At 53.5% G+C, this 17,342-nt stretch carries 22 protein-coding genes and 1 pseudogene; 20 read left to right on the top strand and 3 right to left on the bottom strand.

The window, feature by feature from the left end; translation table 11 throughout:
- The first annotated feature begins 1 nt into the window (after position 1).
- Complete coding sequence (locus BJ885_RS22175; RefSeq protein ID WP_121932810.1) at positions 2-1,747, top strand: ATP-binding protein; 1,746 nt, start codon at positions 2-4, stop codon at positions 1,745-1,747.
- A gap of 226 nt (positions 1,748-1,973) precedes the next feature.
- On the opposite strand, the gene BJ885_RS22170 is transcribed toward BJ885_RS22175, so the two are convergent.
- A complete protein-coding gene (locus BJ885_RS22170) occupies positions 1,974-2,945 on the bottom strand; it encodes an IS110 family transposase (protein WP_121932809.1) in 972 nt (323 codons plus the stop codon).
- 523 nt (positions 2,946-3,468) lie between these two features.
- Here BJ885_RS22170 and BJ885_RS22165 point away from each other — a divergent pair.
- From BJ885_RS22165 to BJ885_RS22085, 18 genes and pseudogenes are all read left to right on the top strand, one after another.
- The gene (locus BJ885_RS22165; RefSeq protein ID WP_023337957.1) at positions 3,469-3,900 is read left to right on the top strand and encodes an antirestriction protein; all 432 of its coding nucleotides are present in this window, start codon (positions 3,469-3,471) and stop codon (positions 3,898-3,900) included.
- A gap of 42 nt (positions 3,901-3,942) precedes the next feature.
- Complete coding sequence (locus tag BJ885_RS22160) at positions 3,943-4,140, top strand: hypothetical protein (protein ID WP_102889977.1); 198 nt, start codon at positions 3,943-3,945, stop codon at positions 4,138-4,140.
- 779 nt (positions 4,141-4,919) lie between these two features.
- On the top strand, positions 4,920-5,192 hold the full coding sequence (locus tag BJ885_RS22155; RefSeq protein ID WP_121932819.1) for a hypothetical protein: 273 nt from the start codon (positions 4,920-4,922) through the stop codon (positions 5,190-5,192).
- Positions 5,193-5,235: 43 nt separating this feature from the next.
- The gene (locus BJ885_RS22150; protein WP_121932808.1) at positions 5,236-5,601 is read left to right on the top strand and encodes a hypothetical protein; all 366 of its coding nucleotides are present in this window, start codon (positions 5,236-5,238) and stop codon (positions 5,599-5,601) included.
- 67 nt (positions 5,602-5,668) lie between these two features.
- Positions 5,669-7,681, top strand: coding sequence for a ParB N-terminal domain-containing protein (locus tag BJ885_RS22145; RefSeq protein WP_121932807.1), 2,013 nt, complete (start codon positions 5,669-5,671; stop codon positions 7,679-7,681).
- 37 nt (positions 7,682-7,718) lie between these two features.
- Entirely contained in the window at positions 7,719-8,153 is a 435-nt protein-coding gene (gene psiB / locus BJ885_RS22140; protein WP_121932806.1) for a conjugation system SOS inhibitor PsiB, read from the top strand.
- Entirely contained in the window at positions 8,150-8,878 is a 729-nt protein-coding gene (locus BJ885_RS22135; RefSeq protein WP_029404097.1) for a plasmid SOS inhibition protein A, read from the top strand. The genes psiB and BJ885_RS22135 overlap by 4 nt, the downstream gene beginning before the upstream one ends.
- Positions 8,875-9,201, top strand: coding sequence for a hypothetical protein (locus BJ885_RS22130; RefSeq protein ID WP_029404096.1), 327 nt, complete (start codon positions 8,875-8,877; stop codon positions 9,199-9,201). Before BJ885_RS22135 ends, BJ885_RS22130 begins: the two co-directional genes overlap by 4 nt.
- A gap of 55 nt (positions 9,202-9,256) precedes the next feature.
- On the top strand, positions 9,257-9,631 hold the full coding sequence (locus BJ885_RS22125; protein ID WP_121932805.1) for a hypothetical protein: 375 nt from the start codon (positions 9,257-9,259) through the stop codon (positions 9,629-9,631).
- Positions 9,632-9,801: 170 nt separating this feature from the next.
- A pseudogene (locus BJ885_RS23525) lies at positions 9,802-9,951 on the top strand (DUF5431 family protein); the annotation flags it as partial.
- Positions 9,899-10,018 carry a type I toxin-antitoxin system Hok family toxin gene (locus BJ885_RS22120; RefSeq protein WP_310886301.1) on the top strand — a complete coding sequence of 40 codons (120 nt, stop codon included), beginning with the start codon at positions 9,899-9,901 and terminating at the stop codon, positions 10,016-10,018. The pseudogene BJ885_RS23525 and the gene BJ885_RS22120, both read left to right, overlap by 53 nt.
- A gap of 877 nt (positions 10,019-10,895) precedes the next feature.
- Positions 10,896-11,210, top strand: coding sequence for a hypothetical protein (locus tag BJ885_RS22115; RefSeq protein WP_121932804.1), 315 nt, complete (start codon positions 10,896-10,898; stop codon positions 11,208-11,210).
- 59 nt (positions 11,211-11,269) lie between these two features.
- Entirely contained in the window at positions 11,270-11,731 is a 462-nt protein-coding gene (locus tag BJ885_RS22110) for a DUF1419 domain-containing protein (protein WP_074173299.1), read from the top strand.
- Positions 11,732-11,818: 87 nt separating this feature from the next.
- On the top strand, positions 11,819-12,019 hold the full coding sequence (locus tag BJ885_RS22105; RefSeq protein WP_031494497.1) for a hypothetical protein: 201 nt from the start codon (positions 11,819-11,821) through the stop codon (positions 12,017-12,019).
- Positions 12,020-12,059: 40 nt separating this feature from the next.
- Complete coding sequence (locus tag BJ885_RS22100) at positions 12,060-12,851, top strand: N-6 DNA methylase (RefSeq protein WP_121932803.1); 792 nt, start codon at positions 12,060-12,062, stop codon at positions 12,849-12,851.
- Between the two features lie 42 nt (positions 12,852-12,893).
- The gene (locus tag BJ885_RS22095; RefSeq protein ID WP_023345479.1) at positions 12,894-13,229 is read left to right on the top strand and encodes a hypothetical protein; all 336 of its coding nucleotides are present in this window, start codon (positions 12,894-12,896) and stop codon (positions 13,227-13,229) included.
- Between the two features lie 688 nt (positions 13,230-13,917).
- Positions 13,918-14,211 carry a hypothetical protein gene (locus BJ885_RS22090; RefSeq protein WP_032663725.1) on the top strand — a complete coding sequence of 98 codons (294 nt, stop codon included), beginning with the start codon at positions 13,918-13,920 and terminating at the stop codon, positions 14,209-14,211.
- Positions 14,212-14,227: 16 nt separating this feature from the next.
- Positions 14,228-15,049, top strand: a complete 822-nt coding sequence (locus BJ885_RS22085; RefSeq protein WP_063854612.1) for a DUF932 domain-containing protein — start codon at positions 14,228-14,230, stop codon at positions 15,047-15,049.
- Between the two features lie 28 nt (positions 15,050-15,077).
- Here BJ885_RS22085 and BJ885_RS22080 read toward each other — a convergent pair whose 3' ends face one another.
- Positions 15,078-15,617: a lytic transglycosylase domain-containing protein gene (locus BJ885_RS22080; RefSeq protein ID WP_032663727.1), complete on the bottom strand. Its 540-nt coding sequence runs from the start codon at positions 15,615-15,617 to the stop codon at positions 15,078-15,080.
- 644 nt (positions 15,618-16,261) lie between these two features.
- On the opposite strand from BJ885_RS22080, the gene BJ885_RS22075 reads away from it, so the two are divergent.
- The gene (locus BJ885_RS22075) at positions 16,262-16,648 is read left to right on the top strand and encodes a relaxosome protein TraM (protein WP_032663732.1); all 387 of its coding nucleotides are present in this window, start codon (positions 16,262-16,264) and stop codon (positions 16,646-16,648) included.
- A 38-nt stretch (positions 16,649-16,686) separates the two neighbouring features.
- Here the strand turns inward: BJ885_RS22075 and BJ885_RS22070 are convergent, their stop codons facing one another.
- Complete coding sequence (locus BJ885_RS22070; RefSeq protein ID WP_121932801.1) at positions 16,687-17,328, bottom strand: Arc family DNA-binding protein; 642 nt, start codon at positions 17,326-17,328, stop codon at positions 16,687-16,689.
- Between the last annotated feature and the right edge of the window lie 14 nt (positions 17,329-17,342).

Genomic DNA, 17,342 nt, shown 5'->3' with positions numbered 1-17,342 from the left:
TATGGCTCTTTTTACTTTAAATGACGACAGCTACATACTTGGCAATATTCGTGAGGTAGACACCAGAAAAGTAACCATACTTGTAAATAGTGACAAGGATCTGCGTAAGGCCAGAGTTGGACAACTTGTAACAGTGCAACTAAGCGGAGCAACAGAATGTTGGCTCATTGGCATGATTGATAAAGTAATCAAAGCAGTAGTTGCTCAGCCCCTTACCCAGGAAGTGCAAGAAGATGATGCGGACGAGATAGACGCATTTGAAGATAGTGTTATCAACACAGTCAAGATTACGTTAATGGGCGGGACCCGATGGGACGCAATTGAGCAAAAGTATAAGTTTTCAAGGTCTCTAGATCACGTCCCGGAAATCGACTCAACCTGTTACGTACTTAAAGACGCCCACCTCGAAGAATTCATGCGTGTGATTTCTGAATGTGGCGATGGAGAGCACTCACTGGAACTGGGCTCTTATAAGCTCAATGAAAATGCACGTGCTTATGTTGATGGCAATAAATTGTTCCAGCGGCATGCCGCTCTACTTGGTAGTACGGGATCTGGTAAATCATGGACGGTTGCTTCGATTCTGGAAAGGAGCTCGAAACTGCCATCTTCAAACCTCGTTGTATTCGACTTGCACGGTGAGTACAAAGAACTTTCCTATGCCAAACAAATGAGAATACCAGGGCCGGATGAGGTTGATACAGATGATGACTCACTCCTCTTCCTACCTTATTGGTTGCTCAATTCGGAAGAGATTCAGTCATTATTCGTTGACCGAAGTGAGTTCAGTGCACATAACCAAGTTGTGGTTGTGCAAGATGCGATTACAGAGCAAAAGAAATCTTTCCTACTAGCGAATGAACGAACCGATCTGTTGCAGTCTTTTACACTTGACAGTCCAATTCCCTTTTCTCTCGATAATGTCATTGAAAAGTTAAGGTTTTTAAATGAAGAAAGGGTTCCGGGGGCGCAAGCTGGAAAGGAAAAAAATGGCCCTTTTAATGGTGAGTTTTCTAGATTGCTAGTCCGTATGGCTAGTCGCTTGCAAGATCGACGTTATGGATTTCTTTTCAATAGTCCGGAAAAATACAATCAGTACAGTTCGTTGAGTATGATTGCCGAAAAGCTGATGGGTTTTGGTATTCAAAAAAAGAGTATTAAAGTAATCGACTTCTCAGAAGTTCCGGCCGATATACTACCAGTAATCATTGGGTTGGTTGCCCGTATCATTTATCAAGTTCAATTCTGGACTGATCCGACAGATCGCAGACCAATTGCATTTGTCTGTGATGAAGCTCACCTATACTTGCCAAAAAAAGAAGGCAATCCAGTTGAACGCAGAGCCGTTGAAGCATTTGAAAAAATCGCTAAAGAGGGCCGGAAATATGGCGTTGCATTAATGATTGTAAGCCAAAGACCTTCAGATGTAAGTACAACTATTCTGAGTCAGTGTAACAACATTATTTCACTGCGTTTAACAAATGCGGATGACCAGGCAACTGTACGAAAATTACTGCCAGAAAGCCTAGAGAGCCTATTGGAGGCATTACCCATCATGGATGTCGGGGAAGCTATGGTTGTCGGTGACTCAGTACTTCTACCAAGCAGAATTAAAGTTGACCCTCCAACAGAAAAACCGTTAAGTGCAACAATAGATTTTTGGTCTCGTTGGCAGGAGAACGTTACCAATGCAGACTTTGTATTGGCTGTAGAAAACATGCGTCGACAAAATAGAACGAAGTTATAACCAGAAACAACCCCTCAGGCGAGGGGCATAAGCAGGTCAGGTTTGTTCAACCTCGTATTCGGATGGAGTTGTATCCCTAAAAAATAACAAACTATGATAGGTATCCTGCTACTCGTTGATTAATACATCGTGATATCAGCAACGTCCGCCCCTGGCACAAAGCTGCCCGTTGGCCAAATGGAAGTAGGCACATTTGAACCTGTCCTGCATCAGTCAGTTCTTTAAGTCAGCTTGTAGTAACAGAATCTAGAGCTATACGTGAACTGAACGCTATATTTGACTTTAGTACCCCGAAGACTATATGGATTAGCTTCCGCATGACGGCTCCGACGACGAGCATTCTCGGTTTGCCTGCAAGCAACAAACGTTGCCCGAATGCCTTAATGTCGGGGTTATGCTTCAATGCAGTCAGAGCTGGCATATATAGGGCACTTCTTAGTCGCGCGTCTCCCATTTTTGACATGCGCGTCTTACCTCTGACAGAGCTACCTGATTGATGATGACGAGGATTTAGACCTAAATACGCAGTTACTTCCTTAGCTTTCCTGAATTCTTTACCAGATATGAACGATAGGATGAGATGGCTTGATATAGCTCCTATACCTGGAACTGACTGTATTAGCTCGTCCTGCTTTTTCAGCTCGTCATGGCTCCTTACATGAGCGTATAACTCCTGACGGACGGCCTCGATTTCCTTTTTCAATTGGTTAATGATGCGATCGAGAGAAGCCTGAATATTTGCGTCAGCATTCTCACGACGGTTGCACTCCATTCTTAACATGCCATTGAGCGCGCTGATACGACGAACGAGGGCCTGCAACTTTCTCACTGGTGCAGGCATCGGTTTCCATCTCTCAGGATTGGATGCTTTGCAGAAGCGGGCAATCAGTTTTGAGTCTGCCCTGTCAGTTTTAGTGCGCGAAAGCTCGGATGCGCCGTATCCCTTAATACGAGCAGGATTCACAACACTGACCTTTAAGTTCCTTTCATACAGAAAGGTTGCGAGCCCCGTGCCGTAGTCACCAGTTGCCTCTAAGCATGCGTGAATGTCCTGCTTGTTCTCTGTACTGAGCCACTTGTAAAAAGCCAAGAACCCGGCAGAAGTGTTTGCAAAAGCTCTGCATCGGTAATTTCCGTCACTGAGTTCTGCTACATCAAATTTCTTGCTGGCGATATCGATACCAAGATAAACAGTCATAACCTTTCCTCATTGAGTTCAGCACTGACCTACCTTGCAAATACAGGCTCACCGGTGTGCGGGGCCTTAGATACCCTTCGGTCATTCACTGAATGAAAGGCAAAGCGGTAGTTATCTTATTCACTGGCTTGTTAGCCACAGGATGTCACCGGCCTGCTTTGCCCTGAACATGGTCGTTAACGTAGAGAATTAACTCATTCTGTATAGCCGATAATACAAGGATGTCAGTGCCTTCCGCTTTTATCCGCCGCCGCCCTCCGGGCCGCGTCGGGACAATGAAACTCCCCTGAAGCTCCGTGCGGTGACGGCATGCGCCGTGACTTCACTGTAGCCCGGCCGCATCGGCCACAAGGGTTCGCTGACGCCTCCGTCCTCACCCGTTCGCACCCTTCACGGTGCATTCAGCCCGTGAAGGCTTTGCGCTGCGGCTTGCGGCGTCGCCCCTGTGTCCTCCGCTTTTCGCCGGTCTGTCGTGTCGTCACGGCGATGCCGGAACCGAGAATATGTTAACCGTGGAGGATCTATGAACCAGACCGTGACCTGTTGTGATGCCGTTCGTCTTGAGGGGGCGCAACGCCTGACTTTCCTGCCTGATTTGTTTGGCGGCGATTTTATGACGTCCGAGGCATCCGTGTACGCCTACGCCCAGCGTTACTGCCCGGAGTATCAGGGGGGATTCTGGCAGTTTTACCGGCTGCCGGACGGGGGCGGATATATGGCGCCTGACGTGGATAGTCTGACCCTGTGCAATCCGGAGAACTGGTTTGAGCAGACTGTCAGCGGGGAAGTGGCGGGGATCATCCTCACGGCGCTGGTACTGAATCACCGGAGCTGGCACCACAGTAACCATGACCATGAGGAGCTGTGTCGCCACTTCTGCCGCCGTTATGAGCAGCTTATGGCATTTGCTGATACCCATCCGGAAAGCGCCACTATCTGGCGTGCCCTTGACTGACTGACCACGGGCGGCAATGCCGCCCGATTAAAGGAGAACACCATGCAGCTTTCAACTGAAACCCGTTCCATATTGCGCCAGTACAAAACGCTCATCAACGAGCGACGTCGTGAATCCGGACTCAGCCCCGTAACCACGGCAAAAGTGATGGAAGAGATCTGCGAATCGGCGACCCGCCAGTGCGCAGTGTACCTCTGCGGCCACTTCATCCTTCAGGGCGGGAAGGGAGACGGTCAGTAACAGGACGGGCGGGGCATATGCGCCGCCTGTTCGCGCGCGAAAACCCTGTCATCCCTTCGGGCTGACGGGCGGAAAGGACAGCGCCTGCGGCGCTGCCTTACTCCGCCCCTGTATGCACAAAGCTCGGCCCTGAAAAAGTTGCGAGGGGAATTTGACTCAGACACGGTCCTGCGTGGCGTGGCGTGGCGTGGCGTGGCGTGGCGTGGCGTGGCGTGGCGTGGCGTGGCGTGGCGTGGCGTGGCATGGTCGCCAGCTCTGAAACCCGATCAGCAAATCCTCAGAAATTATCTTAATTATCCCGCTTATGGCCCCCTTCGGCTCCCGGCCAGCGTTGCTGCCCGGTCGTCGAGCCCCACTCCGCCAGGGCGGCCGCTGCGCACCCGCCGGGCTCCGCCGAACCCCTCCGGGTTTCGGGCTGACGCTAGGGTCTGATGGCTAAGGTCAAAGGCTGCGGCTTCTCCGGCCGTGCCGTCCGGAACGCCTTCACCGCGCCGGCTGATGCCGTCGCTTTAATGGCGCCACGCCGTTCCGCCGTGTCGGGTGTGTGCATCCTGTTTCCCCGGTGAGGCCATCCCCCGTGCGTCCTCACGCGGAGGGCTTGTCGTAGCACCGTCAGTTCGTCATCCGAAGGGTGAAATGCACTCCGCCAAAACTTTTTGCGTGCCGCAAAAACTTTCGTCTCCGCCCTTCTCCTGCCGCCCTGCCGTTGCTCCTTTGCCCTTTGCCGCGAGAGAACTCACCAGGGAGATGGACAACCATCACCACAGGAGAAAACCAGGATGCACACACGAAACGTCAACGTCAAAACCGCCGCTCAGGAATCTTCCAGGAAGATGGGGGAAGAACAAAACCCTGTTTCTGTCGCACGGGAGTGGGTGGCTCAGGCCACTTCGCTGAAAGCGGGGGTCACCATCACCCTGTCCGATGTGTCCCGGTACGGCGACGTTCAGGTGGAGATCCGTACCAACGGAACGCTTAACTGGCGCGCCTGGTCGTTTGAGCCGGATTTTCTTTTTGAACTGAAACGCAACCTGCAATACGTGCAGTTTTAACCGGAGGCCGGATGTCCGGCCTTAACCCAGAGAAGGAGGAAACATGCAGAACCTTAACACCCGTCCGGCGACCCGTAAGGTCGGGCAGAGCACCGAAATCGTGAAGCTGCTGCGCATTCAGGCCAGCGACACCCACGTGGTCGAGTTTGACAACGTGGACACCCGATTTAACGACTGCAACAACTGGCAGGTGATGGCAGGAGGCAAACGAGTCCTGTTCAGCAACCGCATGTATGAGCGTTTTTCAGATGTGAAATCGGGGATCGTGGCAACGATCAACGTATGTGAAAACAGCGCCAGCGTAACGGATAAAGCGATGCTGGAAGGGGCAAAAGTCATGATGCAGGTTCTTGATGGCTATCCGTCCTTTGCAGCACTGGCAGCACACCCGAATCGCATTACCGGTTAACCGAGTGCCGTGACCGGAGGGCAATCCGGCCACGGCTAACCACAACTATCACTGAGAGGTAAAAATCATGGTCGCCACCAATATTACGGCAAAAAAACCAGCCAGGACCACCCCTAAGGCAAAATCTGCGGAAAAAATCGCGCAGTCTACCGAGCAGAAGCTCGTCCAGCTGCTCGCTGATACGCCCGTGCAAATCTTCCCGTACTCCCGCCTGTCACGCACTGACTTAAACACGCGCATCATTCCGCATACCGATCGGGAAGTGGAAGAGATGGCAGACAGCATTCAGGCAATGGGCATCCTGCAAAACCTGATCGGTGCAGAACTGCCGGACGGTACGATCGGCATTGTCGGCGGGGAAGGTCGCCGAAGAGGCACAGGCATTCTGGTGATGCGCGGTGTGCTCGATGCAGACACGCCGTTTGTTCCCGTGAAAGTCCTGCCCGTGGAGATGGCGGTGGCGGCCTCGATGATCGAGAACGGTCGACGTAAAAACATGCATCCCGCCGAGCAGATTATCGGTTTTCGTACCCTTCAGCAGGAAGGTAAAACGGCTTCTCAGATCGGCGCACTGATGGGCTATCACCCGCGCCACGTTCAGCGCTGTCTGAAGCTGGCGAATCTTGCCCCCTCCCTGCTGGATGCGCTGGCGCGGGATGAAATCTCCCTTGAACAGTGTGAAGTCCTGACGCTTGCTGATACCCATGAGCGTCAGGAGCAGGTCTGGAAAGAGGCTGTTGTACAGTGGCGCGATCCTGCTGTACAGACCCTGCGCAAAATGGTGACCGACGACAAGATGGCCATCAGTCACCCGATGTTTGAGTATGTGGGCGAGGAAGCCTATACCGCCGCTGGCGGTACGCTGACCGCCGATTTGTTCAGCGATAAAGACAGCACCTTTGCCGATGCGGCGCTGGTGAAATCTCTGCTGGCTGGCAAGCTCACCGTGCTCGCCGCGCGCGTTAAGCAGGAGCAGGGATGGGGCTGGGCTGAGTTCCGTATGACGGAACTGCTCGCCAGCGGTGAGGACGGTGAACAGTACCGTTTTGCGATGCCGAAAGCTGTCCTGACGGATGCAGAACAGAAGCGTGTCAGTGAGCTGGAAGAACAAATGGAAGCTACTGAAACCTACGATGACGAATACGAGCTTCAGCAGCAGATCGATGACATTTACTGCGAGGCGGAGTACCGCGAAGCCACGCCGGAATTTCGCGCCGCACACGGTATCTGGGTGTCATGGGATGGTGACAGTTTTCAGGTTCAGCCTGGTATCCGCAGGCTGACCGACGAAGACCGGGCAGAAGAAGAACAGGCGCGTCAGGAACGTGAAAAGAACGTTATCAGATACACCACGCCTGACATTCCCGCTGACGCCTATCCGGCAACGCTGGTTAAGGCCATGTCTGCGGAGCGCACTCTCGCCGTTCAGGCAGAACTGGCGGGTCGCCCTGATGTATCGGTGGCACTCCTGACGTGGACGCTGTGTCTTGCGCTCTTTGACCGCACCCACGGCAAGCGCAATGAACCGCTGAAAGCCTCCGTGTCCTCGAATCAGTATCACCTTGCATCACTGGCTCCATCCGGTGAAGAAGGGAAGGCGCTGATGGCGCTCAAAGCACAGAAAGAGGCGCTTCAGGCAACGCTGCCCGAAAACTGGCATCTCGATTTCACCTGGCTGCTGTCATGGTCAGCAGAGCAGGTGAACACCCTGCTGGGATTCTGCGCGGCACACGGTATCAACGGTATTCAGGAACGTATGTATAACCATACGCAGAAAAGCGAACTGGACGGGCTGGAAGCGGCGCTGGACTTTGACCTGCGCAAATGGTGGCAGCCGGATGCTGAGAGTTACTTCGGCAAGCTCACGATTTCCCAGATTGGCAAAGCCTATGAAGAAGCCGGACTCAGCGCCCGTGCGGGTGAAGTTGTGAAGCTCAAGCGCCGCGATGCGGCGAAGGCCGCCGAGCAGGATCTGAATGCTCAGGGCTGGCTGCCTGACTGGATGGTGCGCACAGCGCCAGCCGCTGGGGCTGAAGAAGCCACCGAAACCGACGCTAACACCACTGACCACGCTGCTTAATACCGGAGGCCGCCGCCTTCGGGCGGCGGGAACAGACATGACCATGCAATATGACCTGAACCGAATCAACACCCTGACCGCATCCAACCTGGAGTTTATCCGTCAGCAGGGCGAGGACGCGCGCCGCGCCCTCAGCGATGCCGTGACCGGCCTCCTGTCGACACCTGAAGGATGGCGCGTCTGCACCGAGTTCCGCAGCGAGTTCGGCGGCTTCTTCCCCGTCCAGTGCCGCTTCAGCGCGGACGGCAGTGATGACTGGCATCTGTGCGTGTGCAGCCCCGGCGAAGTCTCGCCGTACTGGCTTCTGGTGCTGCTATCCTCCGGCGGTGACGTGGTGCGTACCCTTTACCAGAGCGACACGCTCCAGCCTGATCGGATAAACCAGCTGGTCGCGCAGCTGGCAGGTATGCGCCGCTTTAACTGCACTGCCAGCACCGTGGTGAAGCTGATGAATGTGGAGGTGACAGCATGATCCCGTCCTCACACGCGCTCGTTTCCCTGAAGCCCGCCCGTCAGGCTGCAATACAGGCTATCAGCCATGTTGAGTCTGCCCGCGAACGCGGCGCACGGTTGCCCGCCATGCCGTATGTCCGTACCTTTCTGCGCCTTCTCACGGGTAGCGGACGTCTCAACGCCACGGTGGCCAATAAAATACCTGGCCTGCACTGGGTGCCAAATAACCGTCATTCAAACCTGAAACAGGTCGAGGAGGCGCTTAACACGATGATCGCCACCAGTGGCGAAGCCTGCCCGCTGCCGCTCACGATTGACGTACAGGCCGAACTGTTTCCTGAAGTCATGCACACCCGCACGGGTCGACGGCTGCACAGGTCCGGCATTAAGACCACGCGCCAGCTGCGCCGCCAGTCCCGCGAGTACGAACAGCGCTGGAAACTGCGCCAGAACCTGCTGGAGCAGGCGAAAATCGACCTGAATTTTCAGTCACCGGAAACCGTCTGCACCTGGTACACCCGGTGGAGCGACGAGTTTGACGCGGCAGAGCTTGCCGGACCGTTCTGGCGCTGGCAGTCGCGGTTCGCGTCGCTGAAGGAACTTGACTGGCTTCGCATCAGCGGTGAGCCGCTGTATACAGTGATGTACGAAATCCCGTTTATCGTGCGGGAAACACCTGAGCATGTTCGTGTTGCTGAACGCTGGCAGGTGCCAAATAAGCTGGCTGATCGGAGCGGTGTATGAAGTGGCGCTATTCCCTGCGCTGGAAATTGCCACACAAGCCCTGCCCTGGCCCACTGGAGCTGGTTTCAGTTGTCGTGGAAGCAGGGCAGGCGGCACCTGAAGAGGTGATGTCGCGCTGGGTTGCTGGCTCAGGTTACGCTGTATGCGTGGATTTTCTCGGTCAGAAACAGCTCCAGCGCTGGAGCGATGAACGGAAAGCCGCAGTGAGAAGGCGCAATATGCAGGCACGTATTAACCGTGTTGCCCCTTTGTTTGCCGATGAGTTAATCGAGCGTGAGCTGGCAGCGCGTCCGGCGTATTTTGATGGTAAGTCCGTCCGGTGAGTCAGATACAATGCTGTCTGACTGCTCAGACGGAACATATAAGGAAAGCAGAATTATGAGGTACTGGTTACTCGTTATCTTACTGAACGTGCCGTTCTATGTAATCGTTAAGCATGTTGCGCCAGAATGGCATGGTACGCCTGGATATTATGCAGGCCAGCTCATCCTCACACTAATAGCTGTGGTCATCACATGGCGTGATCCGCCTGGCTGGTTAGATGAAATCCTGCTCGGCGTAATGAAATACGTCGTTCTGAGTGCCGGGATTATCTTCTTTGTCTGGGGTGTCGGGTACAAGCTGGCATTCTGGGGGCAAGGTAATTCTGATGCCGTATTTGTAAGTGCCGGGGACGTGATTCTGCCTAATCTTGCGCTTGTCACGGGCGTAGTGATCGCGGGATGGGGATACGTGAGATATTTCAGGCGCTAAGCAGAATAAAGCGTGGATATACCTGGTAAGAAATAGCACCTGCCCGGTATAATCGACGTGGCGCTTGAGGCTTTTTGCCTCATGACGTGAAGGTGGTTTGTTGCCGTTGTTGTGTGGCAGAAAGCAGAAAGCCCCGTAGTTAATTTTCATTAACCCACGAGGCCACCTGTATGCCTAGACAACATCAGGATAGCCTCTTAGATGCCGCAAGGCAAGGAGAAGAAGGCCATGAAACTGCCGCGAAACACCCTGCTCTGGTGCGTATTAATAGTGTGTCTCACACTGCTGATATTCACTTACCTGACACGGAAATCGCTCTGCGAAATCCGATACAGGGACACGGACAGGGAGGTGGCAGCTTTGATGGCTTACGAATCCGCTAAGTAGCTAACCCCGGCGGGGGGAAACCCCCGCCATTCAGGGGCTGAGACTGTGTGGACATGCCTGAAGCGCCTTTATGAAGGGGTTGCCGGTTTACCGGTAGCCCCTTTTTCCATCCCGAAGGGTGCAGTCGCATGCATGAACAACCCGGAAGGTCTGTTCCCCTGCGGGGAACGGGGGAAGGGGGACGCGCCTCCGGCGCTGCCCCTCGGCTCCCTCCGTCTTGTCAAAACGCCTGCCCTTCCTGCCTGATTTTGCTGAAGTCAGAGCGCCATGAGTTACCTGCCTGTACCTGGCTTCAGCCTGGTTTTCCCTGTGTTCTTCATCCCGGGCGTCATATCCGTCGTCCTGCTGGTTATCTTTCTCCGCTGCAGCTCCGTGGCCATAACCCGAAAACAGGGCAGGGCGATGGCCCCCTTCGGCTCCCGGCCAGCGTTGCTGTCCGGTCGTCGAGCCCCACTCCGCCAGGGCGGCTGCTGCGCACCCGCCGGGCTCCGCCGAACCCCTCCGGGTTTCGGGCTGACGCTAGGGTCTGATGGCGAAGGTCAGGGGCTGCGGCTTCTCCGGCCGTGCCGTCCGGAACGCCTTCACCGCGCCGGCTGATGCCGTCGCTTTAATGGCGCCACGCCGTTCCGCCGTGTCGGGTGTGTGCATCCTGTTCCCCCGGTGAAGCCATCCCCCGTGCGTCCTCACGCGGAGGGCTTGTCGTAGCACCGTCAGTTCGTCATCCGAAGGGTGAAATGCACTCCGCCAAAACTTTTTGCGTGCCGCAAAAACTTTCGTCTCCGCCCTTCTCCTGCCGCCCTGCCGTTGCTCCTTTGCCCTTTGCCGCGAGAGAACTCACCAGGGAGATGGACAACCATCACCACAGGAGAAAACCAGGATGCACACACGAAACGTCAACGTCAAAACCGCCGCTCAAGAATCTTCCAGGAAGATGGGGGGAAAAACCGTGTCGTACACGATCCTCGTCGCTGAGACGAAAAAAAACTCTGAGGAGGAATCGGACGTTCTGAAGTTCAGCAGCCTTGCTGAGCTGAAGAAACTGCGCAGACGTTGCCCCGAAACAATGCGCTGCACCTATTTCTACGCCCTCAGCAGCGGCGTCGATAAACAGTTCCGCCATATCCATGTGGCTGAAGCTGACCACTTCAAACAGTTTGTGCGCCTGATCGAGCGCGCAGGTATCGACATTTAAATCCGGCTCACCCCGTGCGGCAGCCGCCGCACGGAATCTCATCAGACAGGAGCATGAAGATGAACGTTAACACCCCGGCCGCTGCACCAATGGCCTTTTTCGTTCCGTCACATAACGCCGTTTATGACCGGGCAACACAGCTGGAAGGGCAGTGGGTGACTCAGCGTGAAGCGATAACGCTGGAATCCCTGCGCCGCCTCTATCCGGATGCGGAGCTGATCCCCGCGACTCTGGTACAGGAAAAGCAGAATGACGGCTATCGCCGTCCCTGGGTGGAAATCACCGAGGCCCGGTACATCGACCAGATGGAAACGCTGCCGCCTGTGGACTGGTGCCGAGGTTTTGGTGGGGAGTCGTTCAAGTCGATGGAGTTTACGGGCGGGGACGTGACCGCGATTTTTGTACGGTACGGCGCGCGTTTCTTTGAGAGCCATGACCTGCACACCCGCCATCACCGGGAGCTGATTGGCGACGTGATCGCCCGTTTCTGTCTCGATGCGCCGCTGAATTCCGCGCATTAAAAAAGCAGGGTTGCCCCTGCTTTCTCAACGCCGGTTAGCCGCTGGAACGGTGAACCGGCAATCACAACCAAAGTAAGGAGATTGATCGTGAAATTTGACCCGCAAACTGTCGCACAGGCGAAGGCATTTGTAAATGCCCTCCGCGCCGGGAAACGCGCACGCGTACCCGCGCTGCGCTTCTCACAGTGGCAGCCGTTCCTGTCCGTGGTAAATGCCGAAACGGGCTACGCCGCCGATGCTGACTGTGGTCTGGCTGTCAGCGTCTACCCGGCGCTTGGACTGGCATAACAGGAGACGGCCGCCCGCGGGCGGCCGGTAAGGAGAAACCATGTCACAACTGAGTTTTGAATCCCTGTTCCTGTCTGACCAGGCAGAGGCGCAGCCGCAGGCTTCTGCTCCTGCCCGAATGTTGTCGCCAGCTGAGGCGCGTAGAGAGTTCGCCAGTGTCTTCCGTCAGACGGCGAAACATATGCGCCGTTCAGAAGTATTCCGCGACTTTATCCAGCTTGCTGCCAACCAGCTGGATGTGGCTCGGGTGCGCACGCCAGAGGGCATGGAAAGTAGCTATCTGATCTGCAAATGTTATGAACCGTCCGATTTAGACGCCATGAACCAGCTGTTCTGCCTGTTGGTGGAGGGACTGGCGGGTGAAATTCATGATTTCCTCGGCGCACTGTATATGGAGCAGGAGCTGGGCGCGGACGAAATGGGGCAGTATTTCTCTCCGTCCTCCATCTCCCGCCTGATGGCCGGACTACTCATGCCCGGCGCTCAGGAGACGATAAAGCGTGAGGGTTGGATGACGCTCGATGAGCCTGCATGTGGTAGCGCCGGTATGGTCATTGCCTTTGCATACTGGATGACTGACGCGGGATATAACCCGTCAGAACAGCTGTATGCCACCTGCACAGATATCGATCCGATGGTGGCTGATATGGCCTTTATCCAGCTGTCACTGCTGGGTATTCCTGCGAAAGTCGTGACCGGTAATACGCTGATCCTGAAAGCAAATCGCGTGCGTTATACCCCCGTTTATTACTTCAATGACTGGCAGGGACGTCTGGCGTTCCGCAGCCGTTTCGAAGCTATGAAAAAATTTCTGGCCACCGTGGCCGCCTGACTGACAGAGCGGCAGGGCAGACCTGCCGCAGGGAGAGAGAAAATGACAAGCAACACACTGAACGCTGTTCCGGCGACCGTGCTGGAGACGATGGCAGAACGCCTGAACGGCCAGCCTGAACCGCTAAAAATCCGCAGCAACGATGATCACGCCGCACTGGCTGCAGATGTGCTATGGAAATTTGCCCGTAAAACCGGGCTGAACAGGGAAAGCGAAAGCGTGCAAACTGTTATCACGGATTTTCTGGCCAATCTGCTGCACCTGTGCGAACAGTGCGAGCCGGACGGGGCTGGCATTGAGGGATTTAATGCCCTGCTGAATATGGCCATGATGCACTATGAGCAGGAAAACGGAGGTGACAGCGAAGAACCGATCTGATCGGAAATCCTTGCCCCGGTGCATATCATCGGGGCAACCGCAAAAAAATGCTTCCCCTTCGGGGAAACGGGGAGGGCGAAAGCGCCTCCGGCGCTCCTGCCTTTCCCCGTTGCAGTGCTTCTCTCCTTACCTGCGATCATAACCGGCGTCCTGCTGGTTATCTTTCTCCGCTGCAGCTCCGTTATGGCCATAACCCAAAAAACGGGCAGGGCGATGGCCCCCTTCGGCTCCCGGCCAGCGTTGCTGTCCGGGAGCCGAGCCCCACTCCGCCAGGGCGGCTGCTGCGCACCCGCCGGGCTCCGCCGAACCCCTTCGGGTTTCGGGCTGACGCTAGGGTCTGATGGCGAAGGTCAAAGGCTGCGGCTTCTCCGGCCTTGCCGTCCGGAACGCCTTCACCGCGCCGGCTGATGCCGTCGCTTTAATGGCGCCACGCCGTTCCGCCGTGTCGGGTGTGTGCATCCTGTTCCCCCGGTGAAGCCATCCCCCGTGCGTCCTCACGCGGAGGGCTTGTCGTAGCACCATCAGTTCGTCATCCGAAGGGTGAAATGCACTCCGCCAAAACTTTTTGCGTGCCGCAAAAACTTTCGTCTCCGCCCTTCTCCTGCCGCCCTGCCGTTGCTCCTTTGCCCTTTGCCGCGAGAGAACTCACCAGGGAGATGGACAACCATCACCACAGGAGAAAACCAGGATGCACACACGAAACGTCAACGTCAAAACCGCCGCTCAAGAATCTACCGGAAGATGTGATTCAAACCTCACCATGTCCCAGTTCATGGATCTGTTTTGCTGGGTCCTGGCAGCATCGGAAGGGGAGCCACAACCGGCAATTTTTACGCCGCCAGAGAATGCCACTGAGCTGACGTTAATTAATGACGAATGCCCGGATTATATCTCTGTTTGGGTTGCAGATGGTCGCCCGGTGGCAGCTGCAATGCCGCTGGATAATTTTCACCGCGTTATTCCTTCATCACTTACTAAATAATCAGGAGTAAATAAAAATGGTCAGTTTAGCAAGCCGCTATCGTATGCCTACCTCGATCCGTAAAGACCGTCCGTTGACGAATGAGGAATTACAGCTCATCGTTCCGAGCGCGTTTTCATCGGATAAACACGATTCACGCTCTGAACGCTATACATATATCCCGACCATAAACATACTTGATCGTTTACGTGATGAAGGTTTTCAGCCGTATTATGCAACGCAGTCACGTACACGTGACCAGGATAAACGCGACTTTACAAAGCATATGCTTCGCCTGCGTCGTCATGACCAGATTAACGGAAAAGAAGTACCGGAAATTATTCTGCTGAATAGCCATGATGGTTCAAGCAGCTATAAAATGATCCCCGGTATGTTCCGTCAGGTTTGCAGTAATGGGTTGGTTGCGTGGAAGGATTTTGGTGAAATCCGCGTACCCCACAAAGGAGATATTGTTGGGCAGGTTATCGAAGGCGCTTACACGGTGCTGAAAACATTTGACGCGGTTGATGAAAATATAGACCTCATGAAAAGCATTCAGCTGACTTTGCCTGAGCAACGCCTTTTTGGTGCGACCGCCCTAGAACTTAAGTACGATGGAAAACCAGCGCCTATTACACCGGAGCAAATTATTAACCCTCGCCGTGTGCTCGACAGAGGCCAGGATTTATGGACCACGTTTAACGTGGTGCAGGAAAATGTGATCCGTGGGGGGATTCGTGGCAGAACGGAAAAAGGGAAGATCACCAGAACGCGGGAAGTCACCGGAATAGATGGTGACATCAAATTAAATCAGGTGCTCTGGAAAATGGCTGAGGAGTTTGCAAAACTGAAGGCCTGAAAATTAAGCCGCTCAACAGAGCGGCTTTTTACTGTCCGCTGTTAAGCGATGCTGTTTCTGCAGTTTTTATCTCATGCTCCTTACCCGCAGCTGGCGCGAGACGTTCAGAAAGTATTTTTTTTCTGGCCAGTAATACGCGATATATATTCTTGATATTCTGTGCATAGGCCTTGCGCTGCGCAATGAGCTTTTTGCTCGGCCCCGTATTATACATCCCTACACTGTCCCAGTTTTTTCCGTATGACCTGAAGTTGTGCGCCAGTACCCATGCACCCGTATAGACGCAGATACATGGATCATTCAACAGGCGCTCACGGGTAATATTGAAGTTTTTAAGTTTACCGTAATGGGAACTGTTCACCTGCATACCACAGACATCTTCCGTTCCATTCCTGTTTGATCCATTTATCGCATCCGGTACCAGATGGCTCTCTTTAATCGAAATTGACATAAGCAGTAGTGGATCAATTTGATAATCTTTCCCGGCCTGATCAAAGCACATCTGCGGAGTTGCGCCAGCAGATAGCGAAAGAGTCAGCAAAGCAGCAGGCAGTAACGATATTTTCATGGTTTGGCCTTTTAGCGAAATAAACGGGCCCTGGAGAGGCGCTTTAAAAAATACCCCGGCGGATCGTCGTAATCAAGTAAATTCACTACAAACGCGCGTGAACGCTTTCCTGATGGGATTTTACATCTGTCCGAAATAAACATGTCAGAGCAGTAGGCGGTATTAACATGCCGCTCTTTACTAACCCTTTAAAACATCACACCCCACGCAAGACTTCGTCTTGCAGATTTTTTCTTTAATTTCAATTATATGAATGTGCCGACTTTTCGAGATGTTAAAGTGTATGCTCTTAATGTGTGTTGATTAACACACATTACAGTGCCTTTACCCCACACACACCAGTGCTTATTTAGGCACTGCTGTGTGTGTCAATCAAGCACTGCTCAGTGTGGGGATTGTGTGTACATAATAAATAGAGTAACTTAAAACGAAGCAGTGCCTAATCAGCACACTTGATGGTGCCGGATTAACACACATAATAGTGCCGGATTAGCACACTCCACGGTGCTGGATTAGCACACACCCAGGCAAGGTATTCATACTGAAATTCAATAGCTTGCCACAGGAACTAAACACATATGGTCACCACAGAACTCAATTGCAGTGCCGCATTAGGCACTGCATGAAATTCACGAGAAAATACCATGCCAAGAAAAAACATCTACTTCAAAGACAAAATCGACCGTGAGATACAGGATATTCTGGAAATAGAACTTCAGAAGGGCGCCACAACCTCAGATATGAATTATTCGTCCATTGTGAACGAACTAGTCAGACTGGGACTCATGGTGTATAAATCGAAAGAAGAAGGCAACTCTTTCGACCTTGAAGGTTTCAGGCGGGACCTCATTAAAAAAGTATCAGGGTCACGTGAAGGCATTATGATTCTAACCGCCCTGATTTCCGATATCTTCGTAATGCTCAAAGGACCAGACTCCGGACTGAAACTTGAAGAACTTATAAACACGAACATTAGTGCAATTAATGATGCAGAAGATAAAGCTGAAAAGGACCATTTCCTCACAGAGTAAATCAGCACAACTGGCCGGAAAGCTCCGGCCAGAATCGATCACTGAGACGGCTTTTCATCCCACGGGAGGTCACTTTTTTCCACCTCCCTTATTTTTTCCTTCAGAAACACTTCGAATTCCATACAGAGAATTTTAAGCGCCTGCGCATCCTCGTTCTGTCCAAGCAACCTTTCCGTAAAATAACCCAGAGTATTCATCAGACGGGTAAGCATTTCATCATTCAGACTACGGTTATGCACCTTCGCCATTGCTCTGATTTCATCCGCAAGATTCTCAGGAATACGCATGCTATATCCGGTTGTTTTTCCTGGAAGCAAAACCCTTTCACCCTCACGCCACATCCATAATTGCTCCTGTTTTGGCGGAGTTTTTACTTCACTCACGGCATCAACGGATTCACTATCAAGTAATTGCCCTAGCCATTCTTCAAATCTCACCGCCAGTGCAATAAGCCGCTCACCCTCCGCAGTTTTAATGACAGGTTTCCCAGGCTGATAATTCAGCGACAACAAAAGCCTGGCAATAATTTCCTCATTCACACTTCTGTTGCCAGCCCTGGCACATATTCTCAGCTCCATAAGCAGATTATCCGGAGCACGCAATCGCCACTCCACCGCTTCACCCGGCTGGAACTTGCGAGGACGGCCGCGACCATCCCACATTTTCTCTTTTACTTTCATAGCTATAGATCCCG

Source organism: Enterobacter sp. WP_7_1 (assembly GCF_003688535.1).
Classification (GTDB): domain Bacteria; phylum Pseudomonadota; class Gammaproteobacteria; order Enterobacterales; family Enterobacteriaceae; genus Enterobacter; species Enterobacter asburiae.
The sequence above is the reverse complement of the archived record's forward strand: the minus strand, read 5'-3'. Positions and strand labels throughout refer to the sequence as shown.